The sequence below is a fragment of the Microcystis sp. M049S2 genome (assembly GCF_020245625.1).
Taxonomy (GTDB): Bacteria; Cyanobacteriota; Cyanobacteriia; order Cyanobacteriales; family Microcystaceae; genus Microcystis; species Microcystis ichthyoblabe_A.
This window is the reverse complement of the sequence record NZ_JADBUN010000064.1, coordinates 1-15,192: the sequence shown is the minus strand read 5'-3', so window position 1 is coordinate 15,192 and position 15,192 is coordinate 1. Positions and strand designations below refer to the sequence as shown.

General features: G+C 42.5%; 11 protein-coding genes and 2 pseudogenes. 6 read left to right on the top strand and 7 right to left on the bottom strand.

The genetic code is table 11. The features are described from left to right. On the bottom strand, positions 1 to 477 hold the full coding sequence (locus tag IM496_RS05360; protein WP_194015696.1) for a hypothetical protein: 477 nt from the start codon (positions 475 to 477) through the stop codon (positions 1 to 3). Positions 478 to 734: 257 nt separating this feature from the next. Between IM496_RS05360 and IM496_RS05355 the strand changes: the two genes are divergently transcribed. Continuing rightward, positions 735 to 977 carry a hypothetical protein gene (locus IM496_RS05355; RefSeq protein ID WP_002740673.1) on the top strand — a complete coding sequence of 81 codons (243 nt, stop codon included), beginning with the start codon at positions 735 to 737 and terminating at the stop codon, positions 975 to 977. Between the two features lie 204 nt (positions 978 to 1,181). On the opposite strand, the gene IM496_RS05350 is transcribed toward IM496_RS05355, so the two are convergent. Further along, positions 1,182 to 2,480 (bottom strand): SEFIR domain-containing protein, encoded by a 1,299-nt coding sequence (locus IM496_RS05350; RefSeq protein WP_194015681.1) that lies wholly within the window; start codon positions 2,478 to 2,480, stop codon positions 1,182 to 1,184. Between the two features lie 141 nt (positions 2,481 to 2,621). Here IM496_RS05350 and IM496_RS05345 point away from each other — a divergent pair, with 141 nt between their 5' ends. From IM496_RS05345 to IM496_RS05325, 5 genes are all read left to right on the top strand, one after another. Next, complete coding sequence (locus tag IM496_RS05345; RefSeq protein WP_125732035.1) at positions 2,622 to 3,017, top strand: hypothetical protein; 396 nt, start codon at positions 2,622 to 2,624, stop codon at positions 3,015 to 3,017. 362 nt (positions 3,018 to 3,379) lie between these two features. Continuing rightward, positions 3,380 to 5,017 carry a trypsin-like peptidase domain-containing protein gene (locus IM496_RS05340; protein WP_287661477.1) on the top strand — a complete coding sequence of 546 codons (1,638 nt, stop codon included), beginning with the start codon at positions 3,380 to 3,382 and terminating at the stop codon, positions 5,015 to 5,017. 101 nt (positions 5,018 to 5,118) lie between these two features. Continuing rightward, positions 5,119 to 7,716 (top strand): protein kinase domain-containing protein, encoded by a 2,598-nt coding sequence (locus IM496_RS05335; RefSeq protein WP_287661476.1) that lies wholly within the window; start codon positions 5,119 to 5,121, stop codon positions 7,714 to 7,716. A gap of 787 nt (positions 7,717 to 8,503) precedes the next feature. Beyond that, positions 8,504 to 9,238 (top strand): GUN4 domain-containing protein, encoded by a 735-nt coding sequence (locus tag IM496_RS05330; RefSeq protein WP_194015688.1) that lies wholly within the window; start codon positions 8,504 to 8,506, stop codon positions 9,236 to 9,238. A gap of 409 nt (positions 9,239 to 9,647) precedes the next feature. Next, positions 9,648 to 10,667, top strand: coding sequence for a COP23 domain-containing protein (locus tag IM496_RS05325; protein WP_194015690.1), 1,020 nt, complete (start codon positions 9,648 to 9,650; stop codon positions 10,665 to 10,667). A 102-nt stretch (positions 10,668 to 10,769) separates the two neighbouring features. On the opposite strand, the pseudogene IM496_RS05320 reads toward IM496_RS05325, so the two are convergent. The 5 genes and pseudogenes from IM496_RS05320 to IM496_RS05300 form a co-directional block, all read right to left on the bottom strand. Continuing rightward, positions 10,770 to 10,948 (bottom strand): annotated as a pseudogene (locus IM496_RS05320) (IS1 family transposase); the annotation flags it as partial. Between the two features lie 87 nt (positions 10,949 to 11,035). Continuing rightward, a pseudogene (locus IM496_RS22300) lies at positions 11,036 to 11,236 on the bottom strand (IS1634 family transposase); the annotation flags it as partial. Continuing rightward, entirely contained in the window at positions 11,196 to 12,881 is a 1,686-nt protein-coding gene (locus IM496_RS05310; RefSeq protein ID WP_287661473.1) for a purple acid phosphatase family protein, read from the bottom strand. The pseudogene IM496_RS22300 and the gene IM496_RS05310, both read right to left, overlap by 41 nt. A 76-nt stretch (positions 12,882 to 12,957) precedes the next feature. Beyond that, positions 12,958 to 14,700, bottom strand: a complete 1,743-nt coding sequence (locus tag IM496_RS05305) for an ABC transporter ATP-binding protein (protein ID WP_194015694.1) — start codon at positions 14,698 to 14,700, stop codon at positions 12,958 to 12,960. 87 nt (positions 14,701 to 14,787) lie between these two features. Then, positions 14,788 to 14,913, bottom strand: coding sequence for a hypothetical protein (locus IM496_RS05300; RefSeq protein WP_265578337.1), 126 nt, complete (start codon positions 14,911 to 14,913; stop codon positions 14,788 to 14,790). Positions 14,914 to 15,192 lie beyond the last annotated feature (279 nt).

Below are 15,192 nucleotides of genomic sequence, written 5' to 3'. Positions count from 1 at the left end.
TCAGCGCGATTTAGGAGTCACCAACCAGAAGGGTCCAGTTTCCGTGCAGGGAACATCTCGATCGGTGTCGTAAACCACAAGACCATCTTGCCGATCCAAAACCAAGGCTTCTCCTAGACGGACGTAGGATATAAATGGGCCGAGATAGCGGACAACAGGCTCATCGCTACAGGCTGGCAACACCCTCTCGTTAAAATACTCCCACCCCACATCCTCGACGCTTTCATAGTAGCGGATGCTGAGATCGTCGATCACTTTCCCCGGAAAGCGGTCTTGGATAGCTGACCGGAGAAATTCTGGCAGCGGTCGATCGGGCGATAATAATATTCCAGATTTCATGGCTTTTCCCCCTAAAACTAAAGGAAGCGGGAAACTCTGACAAATGCCTCCCCTATCGTGACTATTCACCCCCGCTCCCCACCCCGCCAATTTTTTACTAGGGATGGAAGCCAGCGCAGGGAGTCCCCTTGTATTTATTGTAACAAATTTCTCCGCAAAGGTTCAGGGCGATACGGTGAGAACGGTTTTTCTTGATTTTTCGTTACAAAGATTGACAAATTTATCCTTTTATTTTGGCGATAATAATAATTACCAGGCGACAAGCCAGAAAAAATAATGGAAACAGGGAAAGACGGACGAGACTGGGGCTAACTAACTGGCAATAATGATAGCGAGAAAAGAAGTGGTTTAGTAGTGTCGAATTCTTGTTCCCAATCATTTAGGAGGTAGGAAAGATGACAATTTATGTCACCCGCGAGGGAGATAAACTGGTGGCCGATTCCCCACTGGAATTGGTGGAAAAATTACAACAATGTCAGGGTAGAATGACGGAAACAAGACAGGATTTCATGACTCGGATGGCTGCACAGATGGTAGCCAGCCAAGGCGTTACTGTTCCTATCACCGACCCGGAGAATTTTATCGCCGAGCTAATCCACAACGATTTTCTGAGCGTGGTGGACAGTATTGATGGCTAAAAGTCGGCCAGAGAATAATGAAATTCCCTTCGGCGGCCACGATCGGATTTGCCGAAAATTTCGGTTTAAGGTTCCCCGTCCTTTTAGGACGGCTCTTCTAAGGTTTAAATATAGTCCCCCAGCACTTCGGAAACACTTAATTGCTTAGACTGTGCGGCGATAGCGTCAGAACAGAAAAAACCCTGTTCTAGCAGGAAAGATAAGCTATAGGTGTTGTTTTGGGACGGGATATTGCCAGAACAGTAAACCTATAGCGATCATCGCACCCGCGCAAGCAGTTAAGATCGGATCGAGTCCGTTGAATAGGGACATATCTTGAGTTAGTGCTTGTAGCAAGGCTTTTAAAATTCCCCCCAAGATCAGACCGACGAAACAGAATAACAAGAATTGAACTCTCCGATTTTCCCCAGTAGATTGTCGCTGCTGTGATAGCCACCAGATTATGACGCCGCTTGAACCACCGCCAATCGCACCAGTCAGAGGAGTTCCCCCTCCCGATAGATTGTCTAGGGGGATCGTTATCAGCCAACAGAAGACTATTGCTGCCAAAGCTATCCATCTGGCCTCCTGTTGTTTTTGTTGTATTTGTTCTAACCGTCTGACGGTCTCTCGATATCCGTTTGGTTCTCGGTGTAAAATCTCCCCGAAACACTGTTGGGCTTCATACCATTTGTTATTTTGGAAATAATCATTGCCTATTTGATAAAGATTTTTAATTTCTTGGATTTTTTGTTCTTGTTGTTTTCTCAGCTGCTCTTTGTCTTTTTGTTGCTTACGGAGTTCTTCCCTGGCTTGACGATACAACCCATCGGGATCGAAAAAATCGGGCTGCATTTGCCCAAAGATGTTAATAACTGCCGACCAATCCCTACTTTTATAATATTTTCGCCGTACATCATTGTAAAGCTCGTTCAACCGACGCTGCCGATCCGAGGCTAAATCAGCATTTTCTTGCCTATGTCGACCTTCGATGGGAATTGTCTGAACCAGCTTTTCCTCAAGGGGAGGCAGCAGGCGTATACTGCCTATTTCAGGTTTTTTATTGAGAGGTTGAGCGGTGAGTTGACGGTAGAGTCTTTCATATCCTTGCTCATCTAGAACATGAAAAGTTATCCGACGAAGTTCAACGGGAATATAGGGAGCATCTTGAGGGGCAAATATAACGGGAATAAATTTATTGTTGTCGATTTGATCGTAGAGATATTGGTTAATAATTGTTCCTTCCCAATTAACCCCCTTGCCTTTGCCCAGTTCTTCCTGACCTGTAAAGCGTTTCTGGTACGTTTCGGTACAGACAACCAGAACAAATTGAGCCTTGTTAATTTGGTGGGACATCCAGCGAGGCCATCCCACCTGTGGCGATGTCTCGTATAGGTCAATATTGCAGTCAATACCATCGCGGCGAAGACGATTCGCTAGGTCAAGCACGCGGTTTTGATGGGCTTCCGAGTCCCAACTATAACTAATAAAAACCTTTGGCGGTTGAGCGGCACCATTAGACATAGACGAGTGATGATTAAGGGATGGGAGTCATGCCCTCCAGTATAGCCAAGAACTAGATATCGGGTAAATTCTCTAGATTGCGCTAATCTAAATTTATCTTTGTTTATCTTTGAAAATTAAGAATCTTGAGGAGTTGTGAGAATGGAAGCTAAACTGAAGCATTTGGAATTTATTCAAAATGTTATCGATCGAATGGCCAGTAATTCTAGTACCCTCAAGGGGTGGTGCATTACTGTTGTGACTGCTTTATTGACTCTAACTACCACCAACAATGGATATTATATCGTTCTGGTCTATCCGATCGTGATGTTTTGGCTTCTTGATGCTTATTTTTTGAGATTAGAGCGACTTTTTCGGAAAAAATACGATGAAGTTCGCCAAACCCCCCCAGAATTAGTCGATTTTTCTATGAATATATCCAGCGAAGCCAGTCAGATCAATTCTTGGTTAAGAAGCGTCCTTTCTCAGACGCTGCTGGTTTTTTACGGTGGCATGAGCGGTGTCATCTTCTGGCTTGTCTGGATGTTAAAACGTTAGGTTCTTCGTTACTTGGTATGGTTCGATAGGGGGACATAAATTGACTAAATCTTTATCTGGCAAGAGACTTAATTGATTAGTTCGCTCTAGATCAAAAGCAATTGACAAAAATCGCCAAATGTCTTTCTAAATAAAGGTTCCATTCCTTATAACCCCTGTCCATTGCATAACACAAACCGAAGAACCAGACGTTAATGGTAAAAATGTCAATCCGTATAATTAAGCAAATCTTCAGGAATCGTCTTTGATGCCATTGATATAATTATCGTGTAGGGGATCTATTCCACAGGAATTTATCCACCCGGAGCGAATCTTTACATTTCGATGCAATTGACTTTAAAAATTATTAAGAGGGATTGGATATGAAACGTAATTTAACTATAACTGCCTTAATTCTTGCGCCCGCTTTAGCTCTATTTCAGTCCTGCTCGTCGGTTCAACAAGTCACTCCTCCCAACCAAAAACAACAGTTAGTCTGGAAAACCAAACCTGCGGTCGTTCGGATTCTGGGCATTTGTGGGTCAGATGCGGTGTGGTATCCCCGTGGAAATAAAAACGATCCACCAATCAAGTTCCCCATTGATAGTAGTTTTAGAGGAACGGGTTTTTTCATCAATTCTAATGGCTATATTGTTACCAGTGCATCCCCTCAACTCAGTATAGGCAGTGAAGAGAGTTGCAAGGAGGCTATTAAAAGGAATATTCTCAAGAAACTTGAACACAACGGTGTTCGCAAACCCGATCGAGAGCTTAAAAATGTTGAATGGGAGGACAGAATTTACTACGTACCAGCAAGAGTTATTCTACCAAATGCCAAGGTTGAACCCCCTTTATTCGCGATTAAAAAGTCGAGTGAATCCTCCGATGTTACTCTCATCAAGATACCGGCTAATGATGTACCGACCCTGCGGCTGGGAGATTCCAAGAAAGTTCAAACCCAAGATTCCGTCATAACCCTTGGATTTCCCACTGACGCCGATTTCAAGCTCCAGGTTGATCAAGCCCTGACCGAGGAATCCTTCTACGAAGCCTCCGCCGATGAGGGCAGCATTTCTAACCCCTATAAACTCCGCCAACAGGGTAATCCTGTCCTTCAAGTGGATGGTATTGAAGCGGGAGAAGGAACTGCCGGCAGCCCGGTGATTAATAGCAAAGGTGAAGTGATCGGGATGTTAGCCCCCAAAGATCCCGAGTCTAACTCTAATAATATAGTTTTCGCCATACCCGCTAGTCTCATTCAGGAAACTATCAAACAAGCTGGTACAACGAACGAATCCGGACCGACGGATCAACTGTATCTAGATGGTCTAGAGCTTTACTGGAAGGGCAACATCGAGGGGGCAAGAGAAAAATTTAAAAAAGCCCAAGAAATCTATAATGATCACTCGGAAGTTAATCGTCTCCTGAAAGAGATAGCCCAGATCGAGGGCGATCGATATTTGAAGCCTTTGAGCGACCCATTTTATCAGTTATTACTAGCTTTAATTGCCGGTGCCGCCGGACTTGCCGCCTACTTTTTGCTTCGCCCCAAAGCCCCAGTCCGCAAGACTCCCAGTGGTTCCCCAGCGATCCCGGAGATGGGTGGGAACTCCCAGCAAGCCCAAGCTATGGATAATGGAGCGGGAAACCAGATCTGGATAGAACTAGAATGTCAGGGACAACTACGTCGTTTTCCCCTCAGTAAAGAGGAGCATCGCTTGGGACGAGATCCGGACTGGTCAGACTTTAAAGTCCCTGCTGGTTGGGAAGTCATATCCCGACATCACGCCATCTTGCGCAAACAAGGGGATGATTATCGGATTCACGATGGTGATGGGACCGTTCCCAGTCGCAATGGTCTGTGGGTTGAAGATGAGCCTGTCGGCACCCTTAATGACTATCCCTTGAAGGATGGCGATCAGATCAAGATCGGTAAAAATCCTCAAGAATGGGTAATTTTGACTTATTTCAACCAGTCTGGTAGTCAGGCGGCGGTCAGAGAAACCAGAATGGGACAATAACGATCATCTCTTGATCTCTTATCTGAAGGCTGGTTGTCAAAAATACATTACGAGCCGGAATCTGTGCCATCATTAGAGCAACGGGTTAAACGAATTGAGCGATGTTAGAGTTAAATCAACTCCTGGCTGGACACTATAAGGTTCTCCGTGCTTTAGGAGAAGGGGGATTAGCCAAAACCTACATTGTAGAAGACCTGCATCGTCCCGGTCATCCTCAATGTGCTGTCAAATACCTAAAACCAGCCAGCAACGATCCGGATTTTTTACCCACCGCTCGACGATTGTTTAAGGAAGAAGCGGAAAATTTGGAGGTCTTAGGAGAACACGATCAAATACCTAGATTATTAGCTTATTTTGAGGAAAACCAAGAATTTTACTTGGTGCAAGAGTTTATCGAAGGTCATACCCTCGATAAAGAACTACCTCCCGGTGTGCGTTGGACGGAAAGCAAAATTATCGCTTTTCTGCAAGATGTGTTGCCGATTTTAGAGTTTGTTCACAGCTACAAGGTCATCCATCGAGATATCAAACCCAACAACCTGATCCGACGAGATCGAGATGATCGCTTGGTACTGATCGATTTTGGAGCAGTTAAGAAAATTCGCAATCCAGGTACATCTTTGCAAACCTCCCACTCTCCCCTGACAATTTCTATTGGAACAGAAGGCTATATGCCCACGGAGCAGGTGCGAGGCAAACCCCGTTTCAACAGCGATATCTACGCTCTGGGTATAATCGCTATCCAAGCCGCTACTGGGATGGATCCGTTAAAATTACAGGTACTCGATGACGACAAAACTGGAGAACTGCTATGGCGTGATTACGCTAATGTTAGTGACGGATTAGCGGCCATTCTCAACAAAATGGTTAGTTATCATTTTAAAGACCGTTATCAAAGTGCTACGGAAATCATCCAGGCACTCGCAGCGCTGACCAGTCCCTCCCAGTCACCTATTTCTGAAGAAACGAATCCATCAACAGTTTCGACTCCGATTATTCGAGAAACGAGAGTTAGTAGTGAACAGTCTGGTTTAAGGGAAACGAGAGTTAGTAGTGAACAGTCTGGTTTAAGGGAAACGAGAGTTAGTAGTGAACAGTCTGGTTTAAGGGAAACGAGAGTTAGTAGTGAACAGTCTGGTTTAAGGGAAACGAGAGTTAGTAGCGAACAGTCTGGTTTAAGGGAAACGAGAGTTAGTAGCGAACAGTCTGGTTTAAGGGAAACGAAAGTTAACTTAGAAGTTCAGGCATCCATTCCTTTAATACACCGCTCCTATCGACGGATAACAACCCTTAAGGAAAGCCCCTTTCGCCAAACCTACATCGCCGAAAATATCGAGCGACCCGAAGGCGGACGTTATTTGATCAAACGCTTGATCAAACCGACAGACAGCGCAATCGATGGGCCAACAGCACAGCGTCTTTTCGCTCAAGAAGCAGATGCGCTCAAAAAAATAGGAGAACATGACCAAATACCCGGACTTATTGATTATTTTGAGGAAGATGGAGCTTTTTATCTAATTCGAGAATATGTAACTGGTCATCCTTTGACCGAGGAACTTCCGCCCCATCATTTTTGGACTGAAACCGAGGTAATCGCTCTATTGCGAGAAGTTTTGACGATCCTGCAATTTATCCACGGTCAAGAAGTCATTCACCTCGATATCAAACCTGATAACCTCATTCGGCGACAGCAGGACAATCATTTAGTTTTAGTGGATTTTGGTGCGGTTAAAAAGTTTCCAGGGGTTGCCGAGGATAATGTTGAGTCATTCAATTCCAACGGTTCCCCGGGAACATCGGGATATATGTCAACAGAACAAGCTCGCGGCAAACCCCGCCCGAGTAGCGATATTTACGCGTTAGGTGCGATCGCAATTCAAGCTTTAACTGGAATCGATCCCAAAAATTTGCCTGACGATCCCGAAACGGGGGAAATTAGCTGGCAACAAAGGGTTAGGATCGGTGCGGGGTTAGAGGCTATTCTCACCAAGATGGTGCGTTACCACTTTAAAGATCGCTATAAAACGGCAACAGAAGCAATGCAGGCTCTCGATGAATTAGTCCCCACTGCTCCAGCTACCACGACCGAGCGAGCTACTAACAAGGTAGCAAGACCCCCAGTTCCTATACCGCGTCCCCCCCGGCGGTTTCTGACCATCGGAGTGGGAGCACTCTTGACCCTAGGAGCGATCGCTATGGCTGGAAGTTGGTTTCTTTATGCAAAATCGCCAGAATTTTATTATCAGCAACTGGAAAAATCTCTAGAACAAAAAGATTGGAAAAAAGCTGACGAACTAACCTATAAACTCATGCTCAGAATCGCCGGACCAGAATCGGAGCGGCAAGGACGATTTAACCTAGAAGAATGGCAAGAATTTGACTGTGATGATTTTAAAAAAATTGACGCTCTTTGGCATCGAGCCAGTGACGGCAACCTCGGCTTCAGGGTTCAGTATAATATTTTTTTCGCTCGGGTCAAAAAAGATGTGAACCTCTTCTATAAGACTATCCGATGGAGAAACCCACAGGGGGAGGTTACAGTAGAATGGAAATACGATCCGCAGACTAAAAGGGTTGCATATCTGCGAGGGAAAGAGCCACTGTTTACCGATCCGCCTCGAGGCCATTTACCCGCTATTCTAGAATGGAACGACGGCAAGGATCATCGATTTGATGTACGCGCTCGATGTCAACTTTAGCCATGTTTTCGCTGGTTTTTGGCTGATGCTTAAGACCATGGCTGTAAGGTAAGCTGTTGACTATCTAAATTACTCGTTAAGACTGTCTGTGAGAAGGGAGCAGGGAGCAGGGAGATTGGGCTTGAGCATTTGTACTAAAGTTTCCCATACGCAGTTTAAATTCAGTACAGCTTAATTCATGAATTTATTTAACAAAGACAGACTCTACCTGTTCGGAGTAATCTTGATAGTCTTTGTTTGTCAGTTATACCATTTTTCTTTATTCGCGTCACAACGAATGAAGGTTTGGCAAGCATTCGAGCGTGGATGTCTGTCATGGATTTAGAAATTTGGTATTAGCCTAGAGACTTTGAGCAAATTCTCGTATTTTCCCAATTACAATTATAAAAGAAAAATTAAGAAAATAACGTTTCTATTGCTTAGGAATGTAGAATTATGGGCTGTGTTTCCTATTGTTTGTATCCCTAGCAATTCAGGTTAGGATATTGCCAATGGCAACAAGCCGAGAATAGCAATAACAGGCTGATGTGCGGGATGCTGACGGCCGACAGCTTAAAGCTATAGGAGATAATTACTAAACTGCGATTCTGAGTAAATTTAGTCTAATCAGTTAATAATTTTTTACACAAAAACAACCATAAATACTTGACAGTTTTGTTTTATTTATTCTAGAATCCTTATCAGGGATACTAAGTTAGTTAAGACAACTAAACATTTTTGAATTTTGGAGAATAAATATTTATTCTCTGAGAGAACTTAATAGCCGATTAAATAGGAGTTCATAATAATGAAACATAACTATCAATTTGTCCTCATGGGGTTACTGGTCAGCAACTTGGGGTTTTTCGTTCAAGATATTATTCTACCTCCAGCAAGGTTGGCCGCCGAGTCGCCTCCAACGGGAACGACAACCACACCCACCGTTACTCCAACCCCAGGGATGACTACACCGACCATTACTCCAACCCCAGGGATGACTACACCGACTGTTACTCCTTCCGTGGGAACCCCAGCATCTGAAGAAACGAAACTTTATAAGGAATTAGAAGATGCTCTGATCCGTCAAGATTGGAGAAAGGCTGATGCGGCCACCTTCCAATTATTATTAGCAATAGTCGGACCACAATCCAAGCAGCAAGGGCGCTTTGTTTTAGAAGAGTGGCGACAAAAACTCAGTTCAGATAAAGATGTCTTCTGCAAAAAAGTTGTCGATATCGATACTCTATGGAGTAGCAAAAGTGGTGGACAACTGGGTTTCAAAGTTCAGAAAGACATTTTTGAAGAAGTGGGAAAAAATGCCAGTAAGTTTTATGAAACAATCCAATGGAGACTGCCTGGACAAGATATAGTAAAAGTGGAATGGCGTTACGAACAACTGGAAAGTAAAACTAAATATATTGCTGGCTTAGAACCAATTTTTACCAAATCGCCAACTCCACCCAGAGGACATTTACCCGCGATGTTAGAGTGGGAAGATGGTAGGGAGCATCGATTCCAAATGATTTATATCTGTGGACTGTAAAACCGTTCAACCCCTGGTTGCAAGCGATATAATCATGGTTAAGGCAACGTTCATCATCGCTTTGTGAATGAATGCCAGGGGGCAGTAGGCTAGATGAGAACCTTGATATAGCAATTTTCTTGATTACGAGGCACAAAATTGTCCCTAGACGGGTCTGAGTACAATAGTCAGTAGCCTAAAAAATGAGAAAGACTATATTACTAAACTTTAAGGGTTCAAGAGTATCTAAACTGCTTTAGCCACTTTTATCTGTCCTGAGTTTGGCATTTGAGCAAATAAATCAAAAAAAATCTAGTTTTTATTTGCTTAGGTTGATACTGTTTGTGTATCTTGTAGGAAAAATATAGCGGATTCAGTGATAAAAATTTTCGAATGTTAATTAAATACTTGAAGTGAGGAATAAGTAATCATGAATAAATCTTGTTTTTTATTAGCGGCAGGTTTTACCGTATTACAAGAGTTAATCTATTTTCAGACTGGATTTGCTCAACCAGAAAATGTTATCGAGAGAAATAAATCAGAATTTAATGGAATCGTGATCGAGAAAAATCGGTCAGAGGCTAGTGGGAGCGTGATCGAGGGCAATAAATCAGAAGATACTGGAGTTGTGATCGCTAAAAATAATGAAGATACTACTGGAGTGGTCATCGCCAAAAATACCACGTCTGCTGGTGGCGGTCAAAAACCCGTCAAATCTCCTGATGCTCAACAAACTATTACTAGAAAAACTACAACAACGACTGGTACTCCTTCTAGTCCTAGACGAATCGCAAGAGAGACTGGTCGGTCTAGTGTGAAAGAACCTAGAATTAAACCCGTCGTTTCGACAACTATCGTTCAAAAAACTGTTGTCAAACCCCAGTCAAAACCAATTGTTACCCTCGTTACTTCCAGCACTATTCCCAGACGGCCAACTTCCACACCTGCCCGGGTAGTAGAACCGACTCCCAAACCAGTAGTTACCCTAGAACCAACCCCGATCAAGACACCAATAACCGAACCAACGCGCGCTCAACAACTTCCCAAAAATTTGCAGAAAGCTAACTTTCTCTGTATTCAAGAAAACAATCAACCCACAACAGTAATTGAACTCAACCAACAGAAGAAACTTCCTGTCATTCTTTGGCAGTCTGAAGAATTTAAAGAGATTGGTTATGATCCACAAAAACGCTGTGACTTGGTAAGTAAGCGATTAGCGGCCTACAGCAAATATAGTAAATTCAATTATTTAACTACGGGGAAAATTGATGGCAATTCCGTTATTTGCTTTACCGATCAAGTCAACGGGGAGTGCGTCAAAGGAACTCCTGAAAGAGACGGTATTTTAATTACTCTATCCAAGGGAACAAATCCCGATGAAACCTTAGAAACTTTAGTCGCTCTTTTAGAAACTCAAAATTCAACTATGCGATCGCCACTACAACAATAGTTAATGAAATCGTCCCCGTCGGCTAGGTTCTGATTGACCTGATATTGGAGAAGGGGTGGTGATTCGGTAGTAGTGATGGTGGCTTAATCCTTTGCTTTGCTGTGCATTGTAGTCATGGATAAAATACCAAAGGGTTCCCCAACATGATTCTCCATTTTTTTAGAGAAAGATAGACTCTCTCTCACCAGCCGAGAAATCCTTTGTCGAAAGCTATTATTTAATCTTTCAATAGGATTAGTTTGACCAGTTTCTTTACCTACTGCCCGATGACGTTTACGAGGAATTACTGTCTTATATCTGGACTTCCCCGTTGACAAAAGGCCATAACCTGTGCTGTAGAAGGGATTAAGAGCATTTACGCCAGCCCGTTACTGGGTACAAATCAGGGAAACTCCCAATAAATCTAACGCCTGTTGTTGCAGTTCAGTCGGTCGAGTTATCTTAGAAAAACGATAACTTTTCTCTCTAATCGCACATTCTACTGTATTCAAGCAAATTGTCCCCAGGTCTTCCAACAAAGTCCGAAAGCTATGCACAGGGAGGTTCTCTTGATTCCGTTTTTTTCTCTCTTAAAAGGTCAAATTCATCAAATTTAATTACCTCGGAGTCAGGATAACGAGTATCAAAACGATAACTGCTCACGGTTCCTTTTTCTGTATCTAAAATGCTAAAAACCGTCAGATCATTACTAGCAATATAGGATAAAGGTTGATTAACCCAATCCACTAGAGGAGCAATATTCGGGATAATTGCTGGTAATCCATTGGGATTACCGATAGCTGCATAATTTCTATCGAGAGGTACAGGACGTTTTTTATCACCTAAATAAGCACCATAACTATTACCAACGTTAGAAGATTCAAGAAAATTCATACCCTTAGGACTAAGAAAACGATTCCATAAATGAGAATGACCATAAAAAACCAAATTAACCTTAGCTGATTCTAATAAAGGAATCAGATCACGAATAATATAATCATTTTCTTGAGGATAATCATAACGTACCGATGTAACTGTTCCCGTGGTATCCCGTTGAATTGTCGGCACGGGATCGGTGTAGGGTGGAACGATATTGACCCCTAGGGTATGGGGAGGATGATGAAACATAACTACTTTATATTTAGCCTCTTGAAATTCTCGACTATTTAACTCTTTTTCTAACCATTGATATTGAGGACTACCCTGGGCAATTGGCTCAAAAATATGCTGACCATAACCCCAGCGATCTGGTCTATCTAAGTCTCTTTGATTTTCGTAATATCTTCCCCTTGCATTGGGTTCTAAATTGGTATTTCTCCAGATATTAGTAACATATAAAACCACTAAACGAATATCGCCAAAGGTCAGAGAATAATATTTATTTTGAGGCAAAGAAAAAATTTCTTCGTAGGTGTCTGTGTTAAAAGCATGATTTTTTAACCATTTTTTATTAATTGCTGCTGTATCCTCCGCTAGGTTTTTAGCAATAAATTCAGGAATAGCATCTTCAAACTGTTCATTTAAACCTCTGGAATTAGAAAATCTGCCCATAACTTCATGATTACCAATCGCAGGAAATAAGGGGGCATTTTGAATAATTTCTCCCCCTTTATAAATAGTCTGAATACCATTCTTGGTCAGAGTATAATTAGCACGACCTTGTAAACAGGGAAAAAATGCCCCACCGCGACTATCATCAAACCATTCGGAAGCTCGATCGGGTATATTAACTAAATCTCCCGCTAAAAAAACTGCATCTACCTGTCCAATAGTTTCGCTAACTTTTTGTAAATTAGCGGCAGTCATGGGCATTAATTGATGATCGGAAGTGAGCAGAATTTTGAGATTAGTTCCTTTTTTGGGTCTTGGGGTAAGGGTATAAATATCACTTCTAATCGCTGTATTTTCCTGAAAACTGGTGACTTGATAGGGAATCCTTTCCCCTGGATTTAAATCAGTAATTTCGGCCTGATGTCGCCAGATTTCTCGATCGGTTAAAGATTGATAAGCTTCAACGGTTCTCGATTGAGCATCTTCTCTAACTCTAGTTAATTTGCTAGTGCGAGCGGGGGCCATTTTCTCTAGTTTTTCCCCGTAGCGCACCTGATGACCAGTGCCAAAAAATTCCGTAAACCAAATCACTTGTATTGATGTTTCGGTGGGTAATTGTAAAAAAGGTTCGGTTAAAAGTTGATCCTTGTTCATTGTCGCTAAAAGATAACTGCTGTGCTGCATTTAAACAGTCTTAAGGAATAATTGAGATAGTCCACAACTTCACCGGTAATAACTAGCAGATTCCCTATTTTATCGGTTAATCTAAAACCTTAGACTCTAACTGCTGCTGTTGCCAGAGATTTTGATAGACTCCGGGGATTGCGATTAACTCCTCGTGGGTTCCCATCTGGACAATTTCTCCGCGATCCATGACAAAAATGCGATCAGCAGTGGCAGCGGCCAATAATTGATGGGAGATAAAAATCACGGTTTTTTGGCTTTCTTGGGCGAGATTTTCCAAAATAGCCGTGGCCGTTTGATTATCGACGCTAGATAGGGCATCATCAAGGATTAAAATCGGTGCTTGGATGGCTAAAGCACGTGCTAAAGAGGCCCGTTGACGTTGACCCCCGGAAAGAGTAATCCCACGTTCTCCCACTAAAGTTCCGTATTTTTGCGGAAAATTCTCGATTTCTTCCTCAATTCTCGCTTGTTTGGCCGCCGATTTCACTGCCGAAAAATTCAGCAGCGGATCGCCATAACGGATATTATCTTCAATGGTGGTACTAAATAAAAAACTTTCTTGGGGAACATAAGCGATCGCTTTTCGCAGATCTTCAAGAGCAATTTGAGTCACATCTTGATTATCAATAAATAACTGTCCCTCGGCAATATTCAATAGACGGGGAATAGCGTTAGCAAGGGTAGATTTTCCCGACCTGATCGCACCGACAACCGCTACTGTTTCCCCCGGATTAATGGTAAAAGAAAGAGATTTTAAGGCGGGTTCCTTAGCATCAGGATAGAAAAAAGTCAAGGCTTTGGCGGTGATTTTTCCTTGAATATTTTTTAAGTGAACACAATCGGCATTGTCTTTAATTTTAGCCTCGGCTAACAGGATAGTTTCTAGGCGATCAATACTCACTTCTCCCTGTTGGTAGGCAGTAATAGTAAAACCTAATAAAGCAGTAGGAAAAACTAATCTTTCCGCCAAAATTAACAGAGCAATAAAGTCCCCAATGGTGATATTACCCGCTATAATTTGTCTAGTACCCAGGGCAAGCAAGGCCAATAAACTTACATAGGCTAAAGCTTCAATCAGGGGAAAAAGAAAATTACGAGTCTGGACTAAATCTAAATTAGCCTGTAGTAATTCACGATTTCTTTGCTTAAATGCTAGGCGCTCGTTACCTTCTTGGGCATAAATTTTAATCAGAGTTATACCACTCATATCCTCTTGAATTAAATCGCTCAGATGCGAGAGTTTTTCTTGTACTTTTTGCTGTTGCCGCTGGAGACGACCACTAAATAACTGCACAGCAATTAACATCAAAGGATAGACAGAAATGGCGGCGACTGAAAGGGGAATATGAATCGCTAACATCACGGGTAAAGTTAACCCATAGGCAAAAAAAGTATTAGCCAAACTGAGCAAAGCAAAACCCACCAGACGACGGATATTATCCACATCGCTAGTGGCACGGTTGATTAAATCTCCTGAAGTTTGTCGAGAAAAATAGGCGGGTTCAAGGGTTAATAAATGCTGAAAGATTTTTTGTTTAAGATCGAACTCTACCTGACGACCGATACCGAATAATAGCACTCTGGAAATCATGCGGATAAACCACATAATCGAGGCTAAAGCGACAATGATGATCACATAGTAAATGATTTTTTGGAAGTCAAAGGATTTACTTAAATCATCGATGCTATCCCGGATTAAAAGCGGTATATAAACACCCAAAAGATTAACAACAAGCAAAGCAACTACCCCCCAAGTTACTATTTGCCAATGGGGGCGTAGATAATTTGCTAGTTTTTTAATGCGAGAATAAGCCATATTCAGTTATCAGTTATCAGTTATCAGTTATCAGTTAGAACAGGGAACAGGTAAAAGGGGGAATAGCCACCCAAGATTTTATTTTTTCTACTTGTCCTGATTTGGTGGCGGTTTAACATTAGAACCACCCTGGGGCGGTTTACCGGGGGGTTTATCAATTTTAGCTTGATAGCCGTCGTTTTTCTGAACCTGTCGTTTTTGTTTTTCGGACATTTAAGTTACCTCTGTTTGATGCTGCCAAAATTCAATCAGCTAAGACGTATTTAAACCGCTTATTCTTAGATTAGCTGAATCTCCCTCAATCCCTTTACTGTTGCCAGAGTGCAAGAGTGCCTCATCTCAACAAGCAATTTAAGTAGGTAGGCGTTAAAAGTTGTCAGATGCCCCCCTTATTAAGGGGGGATTAAAGGGGGGACTAAGGGGGGATCGGCACCCCCCTTATCAAGGGGGGCAGGGGGGATCGAACCTAAAATCCATTTTTAATTTAATTAT